Genomic DNA, 18,428 nt, shown 5'->3' on the forward strand with positions numbered 1-18,428 from the left:
GTTTAACAATTAATCTAAAACTACCATTTCTTGTAAAATTAATTCTATTTTATCAATTAATAATTGACCTTTTTCAATAAAATCTTCATTAAGTTCGACTTTATAAAAACCTTCTTCAGTTACTAAATTTTCTTGCAATAAATTATTAAATAAATTATTTTGCTCATTTGCTATTTCTATTTTAAAACCTTTTGGGTTTGCATCCATTGTTAATCCTGCCTTTAGCAAAAGCATTTTCGAAGCACCATGATAATCCAAATGAATTATTTGTCTATTATTGTCAAACAATATCCAATTGAAAATATTCCATTCTAAATTAGTGGAAGATTCCATACTACTATTTAGCATTATTACTTCTAAAGGATTTTCAGTTCGATTTTTCCAAAAGTAATAACCCTGAGTTTCAGCGTAATGCAATTGATTATCATATTTAATAAAATAATACCTCCAGTCTTTATTAGATACATTTAGATAATCAGCAGAAGTATTTTCTAGTGATTGTTTTAGATCTATTCCAATATTTATTTCATCTAACGTTTTAACAATGTTTTCTTGTTCGAATCTTCTTTGATTTGTTGTAAAGAAATCTCGCCAAGCATCACTCTTGTGAATTAAAAATCTTTTGCGTACATCTTTGTCACGATTGGAATAATCACCAGTTGAAAGTAAAGCCTTTCTTATTAATGGTGTTTCTGCTTTGTAATCATTATCGAAGACCTCAACAAATTTCTCTAATATACTATGATAATTTTGTTTTTTATGATTTATAAAAAGTGATAAGGAACCGCGAAGAATATCGTGGTTTTCATAAGCTAAAAGCTCACTCTCTATATCTGTTAATTTCTCCTCTAAATTTTCTTCATCAATTTGATTTTGATTAAAGGTATCAAATGGAATTTTTCCGAATAAAATAAGATCATTTACATGTAATAAGAAACTATGCATATTTTCGGGTCTCATTTCAAAACCACTGTTTGAAATTAAATTTCGCAACTGCCTAAATCTAAAAAATAAAACATTTTGATCGACTGGGTTTTGCAATGAAAGAGTTAATGCGTAGAACATGATTAATTCAGCATAACGTAAGGTAGATGTAGTTGCTTTTATAAAAAGATTTTCATCACCTTGCCAAAAAACTCTAATTAAATCAGATTTACCCAATGCTTTAGTAGAATGGTAAAAATAATTATTGTAGTATTCGCTGATTCCTTTTCTATCTTTGTCATACAGATTATAATATGAATCTAAAAACTGAATGAAAAATTTTAAATCTTCTTCAGTAGCAAGCATTTCTCGAAAGCATTTATCTGCATCCTCAATTTTTTTTGCTTCAGAATTTAGTACGTAATATCTAATTGTAAATATGTTTTTAAATAAATTTAAAAAACCAGAATCAATTTTACAATCTTCTTTCCAAAGCATATTTGTCCATTGAACATCTAGCTTATTTGATATTTCTTCTTTATAAGTTGGAAATTTTTCTTCAAGATACTTTTCAAAAGAAGATTTGAAAATCTCATAGCGAGTGAGACTTTTACCCCTAGAATTCATCTTTATATATAAATCATCAGTAAGTCCAAATTTTTCTAGATCTAAATAATAAAATATTATTCTTTCCTGCTGAGTAAGTTTTTCCCATAATTTATCTACATTATAAAATTGATCGTGTACAGCATCTAAAACAACCAACATTGATTGTATCGTTGGATCATCGTTGTAAGAATTTAAAAACTTTGCTTGATTTTGAATTTGTTTTGAAATAGTTTTACTGGAATCTAAATCAAAAATAAAATCATTAACTAAAGATTTACAAAACTCATTTGCAGAATGTCTTGTTTCGTATGAAAACAGTAACAACTCTTTATTTTTAACAAGTCCATTTTCTAAAGATGCATAAAGATGAAGTAAAAATAAAGTCGTTAATCTTTGTTGCCCATCAATCGGTGTCATACTTTTATCTTTCAAAATACTTCCATAAATGAAGTCTAAAACAAGGGTTTCTTCTATGCTGGCTGTATCATTTTTAAGAGCATCAAACATGGCATTTAGTAAATCTTTTCTAACATTGTTTGCTTTTTCTGTATCTCTTCCATACGCATAATCTCGTTGAATTTGCGGTATTACGATCCTACCTCTTTGCAATAGTGACCAAAAAGTGTATTTTCTATTTTTCATTCTTCTACTAATTCTGGTTTTAGGCTTTCTGTTATTGGCGAGAGATTTTCTATTTCAAGATACTCGCTTAAAATTAAATTTATGTGCGACAAATAATTCTTACGATCATTTTCACTCCAAAAATATAATTGCTGATTAAGAAAGTTTTCATCATTTACATTGTGGTATTTCAAAAATAGATTTTTTGTACAAAGTGGAATATATTTTCCTTCTGCATCCATTCTAAGGATTTCTTTTCTTTTTACTTCAAAAATAGAATTACTTAAAACCGTATTCTCTAAACCTCCAAGTAATGCCATATTTGAAAGCAAATGAATTTTATTTTTTAAACCGCTTGATGTATCTATTAAATTTAAAAATTTAATAACTCTATTAAATTCATTTAAAAATGTTGAGAAATCTAATTTGGAATTTTCACGCTGTGTTCCTAAACTTTTTAATATTAGTTGAAGTTCAGATTTATTTTTATCTGAAATAGTGTCAATTGTTGTAAAATGTGATAAAACAGGAATATGCTCATCAATCCAATTGTACCAAGATTTTTTTTCATCTTTATTTAAGTTGTCAGAATTCTGGGCGTGAATATGCTCCAAAGTCCATTTCATTTCTTTATGAAGGTGGAAAGGATAAAAATCTAAACTTTCTAATTTGCGAACCGTTTCTACATTATACAAGATAAGAATGCGCTGTATCTCTTCATAATTTGCTACATAATCTATTGTTGCCAAATCAAAACTTACACTTCCTGTAATTACACTTTTTAAATGTTTTAAAAAATCATTTTTATTCTGTGTTGATGCTTTGGCTAATAAGTCTATCAAAATGGTATCTCCCATGATACAAACAAGATATCCAATTTTGTGGTAAAGGTCTCGGTCTTCATACCAATAGCAGATGGTTTCATAATAAAGTTCTATTTGCATCCAAATCTCCCATAAATCACTACCTTTTCTTATTTTTCGGTCGAAATATAAGAAAGTATATAAGTTGTCATTTTTATTTAGATCACTAAATTTTTCATTCTTAATATACTTTTTGGAAACTAAATCAAATAACAATTCAATTTTTGAACTGTATTTTGTTATGTCTTTATTGGTTACAAAATTCCAAAATCTTGGACTTCCCAAAGAATGTTCAATCATATCCCATTTTTTGGAAATATGATTTTGTTTTTTAGCTTTATCAATTTTCAATGCAGTATTTTGCAAATCTTCATTCGCACTATTGCTTAGTAGATAATCTAAATTAAATTTACTGTCTTCTGAGAGAAATAATGCTTTTATCAATTCAGAATTAGTCAACGGAATTTTGGAATCATTTAATCTATTAAACAATTTTTTAGAATCTAACGCACTGTCTTTTTCAGTTTGATTAACTTCGTACCAAATTACTTGTGTAGACTTACCTTGCCTTTGAGAATCTGCTGAAGATTTTTGCCCAAAAAACACTGAAAAAAAACTTGGAAACTGTTGCATTGTTGCTCTTTTTTCATAATCTTTCCCTGGTAGATTAAACCAATCTACGATATGCTTTAAGCCAGATGTTAAATAAAACGAGTCGATACTTGTTCTATCAACTGCTACACTTAAATTATCATCTTCTGAAATAATACTTAATTTTTCAAAAACATCTTTAAGTTCTGGCCGCGTTTGATAAAATAGATTGTAGCAGTTTTTAATTTTAGAAATAGGGGTTATAATATTATTCATTTGAATAATAAGTCTTATGGTAGTCAATCTTTGCTGACCATCAATTACTTCAAACCATCTGTTGTTATCATATTTAGATTCTAATTCATTTTCTGCAACAATTGTAGGGTCTAATTCTTTTACTACAATTGGCTGTAAACAGTAGAAATCTCCACTATTCTTATTAGTAAAATCCCAAATATCAGAAAGCAATTGAAAAATGTGTATTTCTTCCCATCGATAACCTCTTTGATAATCTGGAATGAAAAAATTTCTTTCCATTAAATCTGGTATGGCTATCAATTCTAGTTCATTAAGACCCGTTTCATTCATAATTATTTATGTTTTTTATTTTTTAAATTCATTTTTCCTCACACCTCCACAATCCCCATCATCAACCGCGGCAACAAAAGATCCCGCGCCTCGCGTAATCGCTGGTTTTGAGATTGAAGATTTATAATTATTGAAATTCCTTTATTAAATGTATCTGAAAATTGATCTAAAATTTGCTTAGAAGGAACAACTAGTTCAATATCTAATATTTGCTGTGCACTAATGTTTGGTTGCGCTGCTCCGCCAGCAATATTTATTACTTGATTAATACCGTAAGTTGAATTAAAAAAACAATTTAAAAATGCAGTATTTTCAGTAACAAACTTTCCAACTCGCTGATTTAAATAAAAACTTTCATTGGAATGAGGCATAATCCCAACCTTTCCAATAGTTGCTCCAGTCATTGCAATCAGTAAATCACCTGATTTTAGCAAATAGCGTTTTTGTTTAGAAGCGTATTCATTATCAACATAAGCAACATCTGACAGGTTTATAGTATTGTTTCCGATATTTTTAATACGAATTACACCATTTCCATTATCTTTAAAATGTGCACTTTTAAAAGCAAACCCACTTAAATATTTGGTTACAGTTTCAATAGTTCCGTTCTCCCAACCTTCCGGCAATCCCGTTTCTTCATTCATCACTGCAGTTTCATAGCCCGGAAAACGCATTCGCACAAACCAATCTTCGTAGGTTTGTTGTGCCATTTCTTCCAGAATTTTGATGCGCTTCAAGTTGTTCTCTATCAAATCATCATAACCCGATAATATAGAAGCAATCTTTCGCTGGGTTTCAATAGGTGGAAGATTTAGTTTAATTTTTTTTACACCATCAATTGTTAATGCTTTTTGAGCAGCACCAATCATCATTGATTCAATTGATTTCTCACCTAATTGAGATCTTAAATAAAATTCCAAATATTTGGAGCATAATCCTTTCGAAAAGTCTTTCATCCAGATTAAATTTCCATCCTTAAAATAGAAATCATATTCCTCTTTTACAAAATAAGCAACACCAGATCGATTTCCGACCGATGACATTAAAATATCTCCTTTTATAGGAGCTCCAAACTTTTCTTTAAATTCTCGAAATCTTTTTTCAGATATAAAAACTTCATCACCGGAAAATACGCCAGTTGCTTTATGAATAATTTCTTTAGACCGATAAAATGGAATTCCTTTCTCTACATAATCATTAGCGAATACTCTTTTACTGGATAAAACTCTACAGTAATCACCAATTTTCACCTCTTTCCAACCTTCTCTCATAATTTAAAAGATTGAATTTGGTTCATCAAATCATTGGCGTCGGTATTCAGTTCTGCCAGTTCGCTGTGCAAGATTTCCATGCGGCTTTTGTAATCGAAATCCATATCAATATCGATGTTCACGCCTACATATCTTCCCGGCGTTAAACTGTAATCCTGTTCGGCAACTTCGTCCAAAGTCACCGCTTTGCACAAACCTTCGATGTCGCGGTATTTTCCGTCTGGGAAATGCTCGTTGAACCAGGCATTATCTTTCGTAACTTTGGGTTCTTCGCCACGGTGCATCGCCATGATGGCGGTTAAACCTTCCATCTGCTCTTCCGAGAAATCGTTGATGGTGGTGCTTACTTTCCGATAGACATTTCGGGCATCAATCATTAAAATTTTGTCGCGGTTGCTCTTCGATTTTCCTTTATCGAAAAACCATAAATGACACGGCAGAGAACGCGTATAGAAAAAGTTGTTGCTGATGGAAACAATACAGTCCACATTGCCCGTTTTGATGAGTTCTTCCCGAATGCGTTTCTCCGCATTTCCGGCATCCGTTGCCGAAGAAGCCATTACAAAACCGGCTCTTCCGGTCGGATTGAGGTAAGACATAAAATACTGAATCCACAAATAATTGCCATTCCCAATCGTACCTTTCCCCGTTAAAGGCGCACCAAAAGGCAAACGCTGATCTTCTGCCAAAAATTTATTTTTCGCATCTACTTTATCCACATTAAAGGGCGGATTCGCCATCACGAAATCGCATTTGCCAAACAACTCAAACGGATCGGAATAAAAGGAATTGTTGTTCGCAATTTTCCCTTCGATGCCGTGAATGGCTAAGTTCATTTTCGCCAAACGCGTGGTGTTGCTTTTATATTCTGTGCCATAAACGGTGATGGCTTCGTTGACACTTTTGTTTTCGGTGTCTTTGATAAAATGCGCGGTCTGCACAAACATTCCTCCCGATCCACACGCCGGATCATGAATAATCCCGTGATTGGGCTGAATGAAATTGACGATCAGCTGTACCAAAGATGGTGGCGTAAAAAACTCACCGCCTTCCTGCGCACCGGCGCCCATCATGGATAATTTCATCAGGAAATATTCATAAACGCGACCGAAAACATCACCTTTTGCATTCCGCACCGAATCGGAATTAAAAATCCGGATGAGATTTGCTAAAAGATTATTATCAGAATCGTCTTCCGGCGTTAAATCCTGATAATTTTTTGGTAAAATTCCAGCCAGTTCTTCATATTCCGCTTCGATAAGTTTCATGGCAGTATTTACAGCTTCTGCCAAATCTTCACTTTCTGGCAAAGATGCAAGATAAGTGTATTGTGCTTTTTCCGGCAAAAGCATAGAACCTGCAGCTGCAAAATCTTCTTTAGTGGCTTCACGTCTTTCTTTTGTCCGAGGATTGATGGGTAAAGTTTGGCTTAAATTTTCTTTAGCTTCTTCGTATTTATTTTCTGCAAAACGCAGCAATATTAATCCCAGCAAAGGATCTTTATATTCAGAAGCCGTGAGTTTAGAGTTCGCACGCAGTTCGTCTGCGGCTTCCCAAAGTTCTATTTCGAGTTTTTTGATGTTTGATTGGGTCATTTTTCTTTTTAAAGTTGAATTCTAATTTTGAAAATTAAATTGGATTTCCTTTTTTATCTACAATTTTAAATCCTAGTTTCTTGAGGGGATTATTTACTGCCTTGCCACCAAATACAGTTCCTCGCTTTAGTTCATAACCCATTTTTAATGCAGCGTGTTTCATTACTTCTTTTGGGGGCAAAACATCCCCATTGGCTAGAAGTACATCATATTTCGTAGATTTTTTTAAATCATGTTTTCCTGTAGAAAGCATTTCGATTGCTTCCTCTACGCATTTTTTAGTAATTATTTTATAAAATTCTGGAGCATCAATTTTTTTCGCCATTGTTATTAATCTTTAAAATTGGTAAATGTTATTCAGTAATATTTTTTATTTTTTGAGTAAGCTGAGAAGATTTCATTTTCACAGTATTACTCTCTGAGAGTAGAGAGCGCTTTTCATCTTCAATTTTTGTCTGACTATTTTTAAGACTATTCATTTCCGCTTCACAATCCGAAATTTCCAAACCGATATTATTGATTTGTTTTTCCAGTTGAAGTATTTCTATTTTAAGATCACTGACTGATGATTTCATTTCCATCACTTCATTTTCAACTGAAGAAATTTTTGACTCCATATTTAAATGTTCGTTTTGTAAATTTTCCGCCTTACGACTAAACGCTTCTATTTTATTTTCATTTTCTTCAATTTCCTTGGCATAATTCGTTTCCAAAACAATTCGGGAAGCGGCAATATATTTAAAGATCTGCGTTCCTTTTGCAAAATCACCTTTTACGAGCGTTCCTAATTCATTCCAACTTGCCAGCAATATTTCCTGGGCTTCACTCCAGCTTTTAACATGTTTGAAACTGCGGTACAGCATAACACCCATAACCAAAAAACCGACAGGACCGATGACGAAAGAAATAGCAGAAGACATTCCGGTGTATAAAGCGAAGGGCAGCGTAATCCCCAAAAGAGAAGTAATTGCACCGACCGTAGAACTCGCCAACATATAAATACCAAAGCCAGAGAGTTGAGCTGCTCCCAGAGCACCAATTCCACTTAAAGAAGCAATTTGATTTTTATCTAATCCCGCTTTTCCCAACTCTTCAATGATTTTGTCTTTTTCTTCCTGACTTAGTTTTTCAAATTCATTTTGAAATAATTTTAAATAAAGTTCTCTTTCAGCATGAAGAATTCCTTTGCTAATATCAATGTTTTCACCATTTTTTTCAGCAATTGAAATAATAAACTGTTTGTAATTTAAAGGATCCTGAAACAATCCCTTTGCCGGAAGTAACAGCTTTGAGATTTTAGAAACAATTTCTTTATCATCATTTTGCTTTAAACCTAATATCTGAACGAAAGCTTTTTTTTGCTCCAGGTTCATTTCCTGAAGTAGGGTGGAAATATGATTCATTAGGAAGTAAATATTGAATTGATAAATTATTTATTAGAAGTTGAAATTTAAGAAAAATTAACGATTTTTTTAAGGTTTAGTTAAATAAAACTTCCGTCCATATTAAAAGCTACTTTCTCACCGAAACCCATTCCCATTTCTCCGCACTATATGTCAAAGGATCAACCGTGAATTTATATTTATCAGCAGCTAAAATATACCGAATATCATTATCACTGTCTTTGAGAATGACGGAGTTTCCGGCGATTTCAATATTGCCCACAAATTCGAAAGATTCTGCGTTGAAAGTTTCCCATCTTTCCACTGTACTCTGCAATTTAAATTTCTGCCCGATCTCTTGCGCGTAAGAATCTACAAATTCCTGATAATCATATTCGGTTACTTTGTTCAGGCTTTCGACATCGATTGAAAAAATGCCCGTTTTTACCTCCACCTCTCTGGTTTTTAAATGAATGCCTAAAATTTCTTCAAACTCTTTTTTTTGCGCATTGCGAAAGAGTCTGTTGCTGTCGTTGATCTTCTCTACCAAAAGGTCTGCGACATACTCCGAAAAATCCTCATCAATATCTACGGGTTGAAAATCATGCCAGGGAAAACGCTCATTCAGCTCATCAAATGCACCGTAAAAACTGTCGTGCATCTGGTTTTGATCTGTCGCTATTTTTTCTAGTTCATTACTGATTGGGGTGAATTCCAGAAAATAATCAAAACCCACTTCATTTTCCTTTTCGAGGCATTTGATCGCCACGATAATTTCATTATTATGCATTTCGAATGAAGTCACTTGTTGCTTTTCCATTTTATTAATTTTTATTGAGCTAAAGGTAAGTTGTTAGTCAGACAAATTGCGTCGTAGCTAAAATATTAAATCAACTAAAAACTGATAAATAATCACCATTGCCAAAGTATCTCTTTCGCAATATTTCAAAAGATTTTCTCTCAAATTTTCATCTGTGAAATTTCCGTTTTCTATGGATTGATGAAACAAAGAACTTGCGGATCCACCATCTTGAATTTCCAAATTTTCATAAGTAAATTCTGGCGCAATCGCAGGTAAAACAGATTTGATGGAAGCCGAATTTTTCATCGCAGGGAAATAACAATGTCCACCCTGGAAAACGGGAAGTAAATCTACAATTCTATCTACTAATTGATATAGAAAATGGGCATCTTCCGAGAAAAATTTTGCCAAGTCATTCAATCGACCGACTTCAAAACTTTGGTTGTAAGTCACAATATTTCCTGTGTTGCCAAAATCTTTTTTCAGTTGTTCTATCATTTGTTTTAAAGGATTTTCGCCATTGCTAAAATCTTTTGGACTGGCGAGAAACTCTTTATGCGTCAACTTCCCATCTTCTTCTAAAATATGCAGCGAATATTGAAAAGGAACTTGCTGATAAGGTCTAGTTCCATCTAAAACCGGAATCGCTGGGAAAATAGTTTCAAAATCGAAAAAATACAAAGGAAATTCCCATCGTGAAATGATATTTTTGATTGCTAACTGATCCATATAACTTTCATCTTTTTTCAAGCCATTTCGTTGAAGATTTTGAAAATGGGTTAAGGTAAAATCATCAGGAATTTCTTCAATTTGCAAGATATTCTGGTCATAGAGATTCCAACCTTTTTTACCGCCTCGGTATAAATTAAAAACAGAATATTCGGGAACATGTTTCCAACAATGATGAGCGTAATCGCAACCAAAAGGACTGGAACAATGACCGCCAATTTCCACCACTGGTTCTTGCTCAATCTCCAACATTTTCAATAATCTATCCAAGTTTTCTTCAACCCATTCTTGATTTGCCAAAACCTGTTCGGTAATATCTGTGAGTGTGAAAATTTCGCTGGTCAATTCTCCTTGTTTTACGTATTGATTATTGATGTACATCATGAAAAATCGATCTGGAGCGAAACCTGCATTTTTCATCACAAAATATTGCAGAGAGGCATCCGTAAAATGATAATCTTTTACAGAAGTGCTGCTTTTTACTTCTATTGCCCAGACTTCATCATCTTTTCGGTGCAAAATATCGAGCATACAAAAAGTATTATTCGCGCTAAAAGTGGCTTCATAAATCGTTTCTACTTTTTCGGAAATCCATTTTTTCGTATTTTCAATAGATGGTTGGAAATTGGAAAAATCTTCTGGTGTTGCATCTTTTCCGTTGGGAAACATTTCTTGAGCCAAAGTTCCGATGCGATGTCCAAGATCAAAAACGGCTTGAGTTTGATCATCTATTTGTGGTTTCAAATCTTTTCTGTAGAAATCAAACCATAGTTTTTTGTCACATTGGATTCCGGAAACGAAGCGAGATTTGGAGAGGTTTTTCATAGTTTGAGTTTTTAAATGGAACTATTTAAAATTTTTAACACATAAGTCACATAAGATTTAGATTTTCTGCTTTGAAAATAGTTTAGAAAACATTAGTTGAAAATCTTAGATTTACAAAACTAGTGTGAACTAATGCTTACTAAATTATGAAGTCTCAAAAATCAACTAATGTGTTAAAAAAAATTAGTTGAAGTTTCTTAACATTTCTACCACTTCTGCTTTCATCGAATTTCTAAAACTTTCTGGCGAAATAATTTTTACGGAACTACCATGAGAAAGAATTTCCCGTTCGAAATCATAGGTTGGAACGAGTGTTAATTTAATTCGGAACTCATCGTCATCATCAACCAAAATTTCCTGAGAATGATGAAGCGGAAGTGTTTTGATGTATTTCCCTTGATTAGAATCGAAGGAAAGTATAATCTCTTCTGGCGTTTCATCTAAGGTTGAAATAATGCCAAAAGAATTTTCAAAATCTTTTTCGACATTGTATTTCTTTGGCTTGAAGGATGAAGGTGCAATTTCTAATTCTGAAATCCGATCTAAACCAAAAGTTTTGAGAAAATATTTTTCATCATTTTTTTCGTGAGCTAAAAGATACCACCGATTTTTAAATTCTTTCACCGCATAAGGCTCCAGAACTTTTGTGTGTGAAACGCCTTCCCAAAATTTGGTGTATTGCAAAGTGACGATTTTTTGATGGGTAATTGCGTGAATCAAACCGCTTAACCAATGCAAACCTCGGGATTTTCTTTGCTCAAATAGCAAGATGTTTTTCTTGCCTTTTACATTGCGATAGGCTTCTACAAGCAATAAATTATCAAAAACATCTTCTTGAAATTCATTTTCATTTTCATCATCAATTGCGTAAGTATTGGTGGAACGACGGTAAATTATACTCGTTTTTAAAACTTTAGAAATTGCTACTTTATCTCGCAAAAATGTCCGTTTCGTGAATTTTAAATCATCCAAATCGATATCATCTTCCTGATATTTCTTTTCCAAATAATCCTGAATGTCTTCGTAAGAAGCGCCTGTACTTTTTCTACTTCGTAGGAAATCTTCGATAAATTTCATCCGAAGCATTTGTTCAATTTTTGCCATTGTTTTAAGTTTAGGTAAAGATAGAAAAGTTAAACGACAAAATACGGCGGTTAAGAAAACAAGATGATATTTTTCAAACACTGGTAATTAAGGCCAATTAAATAGCGACCGTTCTAAAAAATATCAAAATTATTTTTTGACTACCCGTTTTTGGAAGTCTCTCGGCTTTTCTTTGCGAAAGAATTTAAAACGAAAATTATGTCATCAATTACTTACACGGTCGAGATTCCACCCATCCATTATCTACTTCTAGGTTTGGAAACAGCTATTTTTAAACATCAAGAACCACAAGCAGCAAAAAATGAAGCGCTTTCTTACTTATCCAAAGTTTTAAGGGATGCGGTGGAAAAAGAAATCATTGAAATTTGGGACTTTGATAATGAAGTCAGTGCAGATCTAAAAAAAATTACTAATCTGGAAAGTTCCATTTATGCAGAAGAAAATGGAATTCTCAATTTTGAAAGAATTCTTGAATGTAAAATTAAATACACATTTAACAGTTACATTATAAAAAATGCGGTGTTCAATCGGCACCGTCATGGAAGTCCCTCCCAAAAAATAGCATCCTACGGTTTTTTCGCTTTGATCGAAAATCAATCTGACAAACCTTCCAGATCAACAGTCATTAAAATTAAAAATGAAGAAAGAGAAAGCAGTGGCAATCCTTTCGTGCGCAAAAGAAACGAAAATATGAACCTCAATTATTTCGAAAAACTGAAAATACAGGAAGCTAAACAATTATATTTTGATCAAAATAATAATTATCAAAAGGAAATATTAAATACAAACTCCTTTTTAGCGCTTGAAAGGATTTTCTTATCCTTTCAAAATACGTTTATCATTACTAAATATCTTTTTGTACCAGAACATTTTCATAAAAATGCAACGGCTGTCATTGATTTACTGGTACAAACTTATTCGCCTGAAAATGAATATGAATTTCATACTGCTGTAGAAATTGAGGGAGTTAAATTTTATGTTTATAAGCACGATCCTGTTTCTTGCGCACTCACCTTTTCGAAAACAGGCAAACTGTATATCAGAGATCAAAATGGCGTAAAAGAAGTTGATGAAAATACCACTTTTTCCGACCTGACCGACATGCCGGCTATTGACCAGAAATTACAAAACATTATCGAAATCATTTAAAAATAAGAATTATGGAAACCAAAAAACCGCTCCTGAGTTACGTTGTAAAAACGCAGTATGTCACTAACAAAGCCGGCTTAAAAACTTTATATCAAAAAGTATTTACTTATGAAAACATTTTGACTGCCCGACAAAATGCATTTGAGTATTATGAGGCAGCCATCGGATATTTAAAAAGTGAAAACGAGATTGAAATCGATGAAAATTCTGGTAAAATCACTTATAAAAATCCCGAAAAGTATGATCGGGGAATTGCAATTTATATGCGAATCAATGAGGATGTCAATAAATTCGGCATTGTAGATCAAGCTGAGACTCTCTACATTATTGGAGGGCATTTCGACCTTTCAACCCGGGATAAGAATCGACTAAAATTGGGAAAGAACACAGAAGAGAAATATTTCAAATTATTAAAAATAAAGTCTGACGCAAACCAAAAAGAGAACCTTGCAGGTACAGCAAAACGACTGCAATCAATGGCGGAACTTAATCGAATTAAAGAAACGTCTTTAGAAAAAATAGATTTTATAGGTAATGTTAGCGCAAAAGAAAGTCTGGAGCAGCTCTTAGAAAGCAGCTGCGCCTTTTTAAACACTGAAGGAGGAACCATAATTTTCGGTCAGTACCAAGCGATGGACGATAAAAAAGATCAGCATCTCGTTCGAGGAATGGCTTTTATCATGGAGCTTTTACTTCCTTTATCTTACCCATTTGAACAGGATCATTTTACGTTTAAAAAAAGAAGTTTGCTGGGGCGTCAATTTTTAGAAATTACTATAACAAAAAGTGGCAGAGATTGCTTTTATAATGAACATTTTTATTATCGGTGCGCAACGGGTAATGTTTTAGATTTAGATAAGAACTTTTCTTAGCTGGACATTTTAAGTTAAAATGTATATTTGAGAAAAATAAAAATTATGGAAAAATTTTTCGAAGTAAAAAAACACACCTATCCAAAAGTGCAAAAAGGAAGTGCTAACTCGTATGAAGATCTAGTTGATAAATTAATTAAAAATCAATTTGAAAATAAAATAACAATCGGAGAAATTCATAATACTATAAAATCATATATTGACGAGGAAAATTTATTTTTTTTGAGAAACTATAATACCGCATCAAAAGATAATTATCATAATCTTAGAAGAGGCTTTAAAATATATTTTGAAAAAGAAAACTTGAATATAGCTTTCTGTGATAATACATTTGTTATGTTATTTAATGCAATGAAACTTTTTGATTTAAGCTATTCTATGGAAAACCTAAAAAATTTATTTAATCAAAATAAACTAATATGTGCTTTTATAACAACAAAAGAAGAAAGAGAATTATCTTTCTACAAAAATGCAGGAGCAATTATTACCAACTCTAAATTTAATGCAAACGGATGGCAACTTTCACATTTACACACCGTGAATTTTTGTAATTTTAGTGAAATTATAGTTAATTCTGATAGAAACGATTGGAGTAACGACCATAATACAAGAATAGATTTAAATACAGAATTTGATGATGAAAGTATAAAAAAAATAAAAGCACACTTTGTCAGATTAATACATCCATTAAACTCTTTTTTGATACCAAAAAATAAATTGATAAAATATTTTGGGAAAAGACTTGGGGAAGAACAAGAATTACTACAACATGTGGAAAATTATATATCTAAAGAGTTTCCAAAAATTTACGATGAATTTAAAGATATGGCAATGATTAAAGAAGTCAATAATCCAAATATTATTTCTAATAATATTCAAATAAATTGGAAAAATAAGAAGTAAATAAATTTAAATCTGTATCAGTACATTTGGAAAAGCCATAAGTTATTGGCTTTTCCTATTCATTTCTCTGCAACGCAGCTTTCCAATAATCCAGAAATTTCTCTCTCAAAAATTTCGGCTCAATCACTTTTAAAGACCAGGATCGTTTCATGATTTCCATGATAAAATCTTCATTGGGTTTAATAAAAAACTCAAACTGAATGGTTTCCTTATTTTCAGAAAGCATTGTTTGAGAAGGATGAATTGGATTGGCTTTCAGATAATGTCCGTCGCGGTGGTCGAACTCCAAAATCACTTTTGTGGCTTCTTCATTGGTAAACATTCCGACCGCATTTTGAAAAGGGGTTTCAAAATTAATTTCTTTAGGTCTAAATTTTCCTGCAGTTTCAATATCACGAATTCGTTCCAAAGCATAACTTTTAAACGGAACCTCACTCAAATCCGTGGCTAAAACGTACCATTTAAAATCTTTCTGTTTCAAACGGTAAGGTTGAATCGTTTTGTTTTTTTCCTGTTCAGAAATATAATCGAAATAAGAAATTTTGAGTTCGCTCTTTTCTTCAATTGCTCTCGAGATTTGATAGAAATGCTGCATGCCTGTATTCTTTCTTGTTTCAGGAATAACAAAGGCAGGCAACAACATGTCTGTATTTAATGAGGCTAAAAAGATGGCAGAATTTAATAAGTCATTTTGAAAGACGCCTTCAAAGTCTGAATTGATATAATATCGATTCCGGCTATCACATTCAAGATCAATCTTCCAGGCTTCTTTGATTGCTGATTTATCTTTATTAAACGTTGAAGGAGAATAATTTTCATATCTAAGGTCAACCATGTCAGCATAAGCCTCAAATTGTTTTTCGACTTTTTTAAGAATTTCTCCAACACTTAGCTTTCCATTTTCACTTAAAATTGTCCGAACGACTAAGGTCATTCTCAGAAATTTTCTATTCATTCTATTCCATTTTGAACAAATTTAGACAAAAAAAGATCTATTCTTTCGGATACTCAAATTCCCAAGGACTATTCACCAAATTGTAATATTCATTCAACAAACTGCCATTGACAAAAGTGGTTTCTTTTACTTTCTCTTTTCCATAAGCTTCATGAATATGGCCAAACAAATGAAATTTAGGCTTTACTTTTGTTACCGTCTTCAATAAATCTTCACAACCTGCATTGATGTTGGACGTCGTTCTATCTAATATCCCACCTACCGGACCATGGGTTACCAAAATATCGGTATTGGAGGGAATCATGTTCCAATATTTCTGAATGGGTTTTCCACGATCTACGTTGAAAGCCCAATTAAAAAAAGTGGGCGTAACCGGTGATCCCCAAATTTTAACACCTTCAATTTCAACGCCGCTATCGCAAAGATAATGACAGTTTGAAGTTAGTTTTTTCTGGATAAAATCGCGAGAATAATCTTCAAAATAGAAATCGTGATTTCCCGCGATAAAAATTTTGTGAGCATAATCTAATCTAAGAAACCAGTAGATAAAATCCTCAACTTCATGAGCTTTTCCCAATTTTGAAACATCGCCACCATGAATAATCAAATCCGCTTTTGGGAGATTCTTAAGTTTGCGATGCTGCCCATGAGTGTCGGAAATAAAAACGATTTTCATTAAAGTTGTTTATCTTTAAAATTAATAAGATTCTTCTTACATTTATCCTGGAAGTTTAGGTCTAAAAAGTGGAATATTCACAAAAAGATCAGGATTAAAAACTAAAGTTACACCTTCTTGTTCAAGAATTTTAATCGCTACTAAAATATCGTTCCTACAATCTTGATCGCTGTAAACAACTTCAGAATCATTACAATAAAGTTTCACCATTTTGAAAACATCATTTTGTTGTAAAGAAACTTTATAAACATAATATGATTTCACGCTAAAATCTAAAAAATCCTGAAAATCTTCATCCTCACTATCCAAGAGATCTTGATATTTCTCGGGGAATCCTTCAGTTGAATATTTATTTTTTAGACAGTATTGAAAAACAGCATCCATAATTTCAAACTCATAGAACTCCGATTCTTTCAAGTCATCAAGAGATTCCGTACTATCTATATGAAGAATATTTTGTTTCAGTTCTTTAATTAAATCAATCGTTTCCACAGCGTTTCTATTGGTTTTTGTTTTGAATTAAAGATAGTTTTTTCTTTCCATTTTAGTCTTTTAAATTTCGTAATCAGTCTTTAAATCTTCAAGCTGTTGTCGATCTCTGATTTTTGTCCAGACAATTCCCGACTTGGAAATAAAAAAACCTTTATTGCAAAATAATAGAATGATCGTATTGTCAGCAGCAATTTGCATTATTGAGTTCATCGTTTCTGATCCATCATAGAGCAAACTCCACGATTTTCCACGATCTTTCAATTGAAGCAAATGCGATGGATTTGTAGGGCAGATTCTAATAAATGTTCCTTTAAATTCTATAATTTGCGACATTTCCTTTTTAAAATTAGGAAGCAAATTTAATTGACTGGTAAGACAAAACAGGACACTTAAAAAAAAATTCATTAAAATTGATGAAGAGAATAATGACTCATTTTGTCTTAGAAGTGTATTATTTTTGAAGCAATATGAAATACCCAATTTTAAAAATAGAAAGACTGGATTATCAAACACCACTAACAGACATTTGTTTATTTGAAAGAGTGTTCGTGTATTCCTCAAAAGGATTGTTAGGTCTTATTGCAGACGATTTTGGATCTATCATTCCACCGATTTATGAAGAAATTATTCCCGCGTTTGATTTTCACTTTTGGGCTCGAAAAAATCACAAATGGAAACTTTACAATTTTAAAAACATTGAAATAAACGGAATAGAATTCAAGCATGTTACTACTTTTTGTAACGAATACGCCTGTGTAAGTAGAAATGGAAACAGCTTTGGATTCGTGAACCGAAACGGTGAAATCAAAATTACAGATCACTATCTGAAAGGAAAACATCTGGGGAAATCGCTTTTTGCTGTAGGGAAAAACATTCGAGGACAGGTAAAATATGCAGTTATTGATCTTCAAGAACATTTTATCATTCCATTTATTTTTGAGGAGATCCCAACATTTACGGAAGTGGTTCTGTTACTATTGAAAAGAAGAAAGCCACTGCGAGAGTGGCTTCAATTATGATTTATTTTCCAAATTAAATTTACCTAATGTAACAATTCTTCTTTATTTCTTTAATAACTCAGAATGAAATTCTGATTTAAAGTAGTTCAGAGTAATATTCCTAGTCTATCTTATTTTTGTCCAAGTTCTACCTTCTGTGACCGATCGAAATTTCCCGTTTGAGGTTTTCGCAAAAACAATTTTACCTTTCGTTCCCAATTCAAAAAACTCTCCTGTTTCATTTGATCCGTCAAAAATAATTTGCCAAGAAATCCCGGCATTATCCGAACTTATTAACTGAAATCGATTTTCAGCTGGGATTTTGATGAGTAAAATTCCAATGTAAATAACTTGTGACATACTTGCAATTTTTAAATTTGATTTATCGTATTCTAAATATTATCGCTACAATAATTGATAATGAGAACACCATCAAAAATGTAAAAAATACAAGAAGGATTATTTTGAGAAATTTTAAA

General features: G+C 32.3%; 18 protein-coding genes. 4 read left to right on the forward strand and 14 right to left on the reverse strand.

Going from position 1 to position 18,428, the window contains the following annotated elements; translation table 11 throughout:
* Nucleotides 1-9: 9 nt before the first annotated feature.
* The 9 genes from EIB73_RS07245 to EIB73_RS07285 form a co-directional block, all read right to left on the reverse strand.
* On the reverse strand, nucleotides 10-2,175 hold the full coding sequence (locus tag EIB73_RS07245; RefSeq protein WP_125023963.1) for a DUF262 domain-containing protein: 2,166 nt from the start codon (nucleotides 2,173-2,175) through the stop codon (nucleotides 10-12).
* Nucleotides 2,172-4,196: a DUF262 domain-containing protein gene (locus EIB73_RS07250; RefSeq protein WP_125023966.1), complete on the reverse strand. Its 2,025-nt coding sequence runs from the start codon at nucleotides 4,194-4,196 to the stop codon at nucleotides 2,172-2,174. The genes EIB73_RS07245 and EIB73_RS07250 overlap by 4 nt, the downstream gene beginning before the upstream one ends.
* A gap of 38 nt (nucleotides 4,197-4,234) precedes the next feature.
* Nucleotides 4,235-5,467 (reverse strand): restriction endonuclease subunit S, encoded by a 1,233-nt coding sequence (locus EIB73_RS07255; RefSeq protein WP_125023968.1) that lies wholly within the window; start codon nucleotides 5,465-5,467, stop codon nucleotides 4,235-4,237.
* Nucleotides 5,464-7,062, reverse strand: a complete 1,599-nt coding sequence (locus tag EIB73_RS07260) for a class I SAM-dependent DNA methyltransferase (RefSeq protein WP_125023970.1) — start codon at nucleotides 7,060-7,062, stop codon at nucleotides 5,464-5,466. The genes EIB73_RS07255 and EIB73_RS07260 overlap by 4 nt, the downstream gene beginning before the upstream one ends.
* Nucleotides 7,063-7,096: 34 nt before the next feature.
* Nucleotides 7,097-7,387 (reverse strand): hypothetical protein, encoded by a 291-nt coding sequence (locus tag EIB73_RS07265; protein WP_125023972.1) that lies wholly within the window; start codon nucleotides 7,385-7,387, stop codon nucleotides 7,097-7,099.
* Between the two features lie 28 nt (nucleotides 7,388-7,415).
* The gene (locus tag EIB73_RS07270) at nucleotides 7,416-8,465 is read right to left on the reverse strand and encodes a hypothetical protein (RefSeq protein ID WP_125023974.1); all 1,050 of its coding nucleotides are present in this window, start codon (nucleotides 8,463-8,465) and stop codon (nucleotides 7,416-7,418) included.
* Between the two features lie 109 nt (nucleotides 8,466-8,574).
* Nucleotides 8,575-9,264 (reverse strand): hypothetical protein, encoded by a 690-nt coding sequence (locus EIB73_RS07275; RefSeq protein ID WP_125023976.1) that lies wholly within the window; start codon nucleotides 9,262-9,264, stop codon nucleotides 8,575-8,577.
* Between the two features lie 57 nt (nucleotides 9,265-9,321).
* On the reverse strand, nucleotides 9,322-10,800 hold the full coding sequence (locus tag EIB73_RS07280) for a DUF2779 domain-containing protein (protein WP_125023978.1): 1,479 nt from the start codon (nucleotides 10,798-10,800) through the stop codon (nucleotides 9,322-9,324).
* A gap of 183 nt (nucleotides 10,801-10,983) precedes the next feature.
* A complete protein-coding gene (locus tag EIB73_RS07285) occupies nucleotides 10,984-11,904 on the reverse strand; it encodes a helix-turn-helix transcriptional regulator (protein WP_125023980.1) in 921 nt (306 codons plus the stop codon).
* Nucleotides 11,905-12,102: 198 nt separating this feature from the next.
* On the opposite strand from EIB73_RS07285, the gene EIB73_RS07290 reads away from it, so the two are divergent.
* The 3 genes from EIB73_RS07290 to EIB73_RS07300 are packed head-to-tail and all read left to right on the forward strand — an operon-like array spanning nucleotide 12,103 to nucleotide 14,828.
* Entirely contained in the window at nucleotides 12,103-13,053 is a 951-nt protein-coding gene (locus EIB73_RS07290; protein ID WP_125023982.1) for a hypothetical protein, read from the forward strand.
* 11 nt (nucleotides 13,054-13,064) lie between these two features.
* On the forward strand, nucleotides 13,065-13,925 hold the full coding sequence (locus EIB73_RS07295) for an AlbA family DNA-binding domain-containing protein (RefSeq protein WP_125023984.1): 861 nt from the start codon (nucleotides 13,065-13,067) through the stop codon (nucleotides 13,923-13,925).
* Between the two features lie 45 nt (nucleotides 13,926-13,970).
* Nucleotides 13,971-14,828 carry a hypothetical protein gene (locus EIB73_RS07300; RefSeq protein ID WP_125023986.1) on the forward strand — a complete coding sequence of 286 codons (858 nt, stop codon included), beginning with the start codon at nucleotides 13,971-13,973 and terminating at the stop codon, nucleotides 14,826-14,828.
* Nucleotides 14,829-14,883: 55 nt separating this feature from the next.
* Here the strand turns inward: EIB73_RS07300 and EIB73_RS07305 are convergent, their stop codons facing one another.
* The 4 genes from EIB73_RS07305 to EIB73_RS07320 are packed head-to-tail and all read right to left on the reverse strand — an operon-like array spanning nucleotide 14,884 to nucleotide 17,284.
* Nucleotides 14,884-15,783: a WYL domain-containing protein gene (locus EIB73_RS07305; RefSeq protein ID WP_125023988.1), complete on the reverse strand. Its 900-nt coding sequence runs from the start codon at nucleotides 15,781-15,783 to the stop codon at nucleotides 14,884-14,886.
* A gap of 37 nt (nucleotides 15,784-15,820) precedes the next feature.
* A complete protein-coding gene (locus tag EIB73_RS07310; protein ID WP_125023990.1) occupies nucleotides 15,821-16,459 on the reverse strand; it encodes a metallophosphatase domain-containing protein in 639 nt (212 codons plus the stop codon).
* 42 nt (nucleotides 16,460-16,501) lie between these two features.
* Nucleotides 16,502-16,951, reverse strand: coding sequence for a hypothetical protein (locus EIB73_RS07315; RefSeq protein ID WP_125023992.1), 450 nt, complete (start codon nucleotides 16,949-16,951; stop codon nucleotides 16,502-16,504).
* A 60-nt stretch (nucleotides 16,952-17,011) separates the two neighbouring features.
* A complete protein-coding gene (locus EIB73_RS07320; protein ID WP_125023994.1) occupies nucleotides 17,012-17,284 on the reverse strand; it encodes a beta propeller repeat protein in 273 nt (90 codons plus the stop codon).
* A gap of 134 nt (nucleotides 17,285-17,418) precedes the next feature.
* Between EIB73_RS07320 and EIB73_RS07325 the strand changes: the two genes are divergently transcribed.
* Nucleotides 17,419-17,970 (forward strand): WG repeat-containing protein, encoded by a 552-nt coding sequence (locus tag EIB73_RS07325; protein ID WP_125023995.1) that lies wholly within the window; start codon nucleotides 17,419-17,421, stop codon nucleotides 17,968-17,970.
* A 105-nt stretch (nucleotides 17,971-18,075) separates the two neighbouring features.
* On the opposite strand, the gene EIB73_RS07330 is transcribed toward EIB73_RS07325, so the two are convergent.
* Nucleotides 18,076-18,309: a hypothetical protein gene (locus EIB73_RS07330; RefSeq protein ID WP_125023997.1), complete on the reverse strand. Its 234-nt coding sequence runs from the start codon at nucleotides 18,307-18,309 to the stop codon at nucleotides 18,076-18,078.
* Nucleotides 18,310-18,428 lie beyond the last annotated feature (119 nt).

Origin of the sequence: Kaistella carnis (genome assembly GCF_003860585.1) — a bacterium.
Classification (GTDB): Bacteria; Bacteroidota; Bacteroidia; order Flavobacteriales; family Weeksellaceae; genus Kaistella; species Kaistella carnis.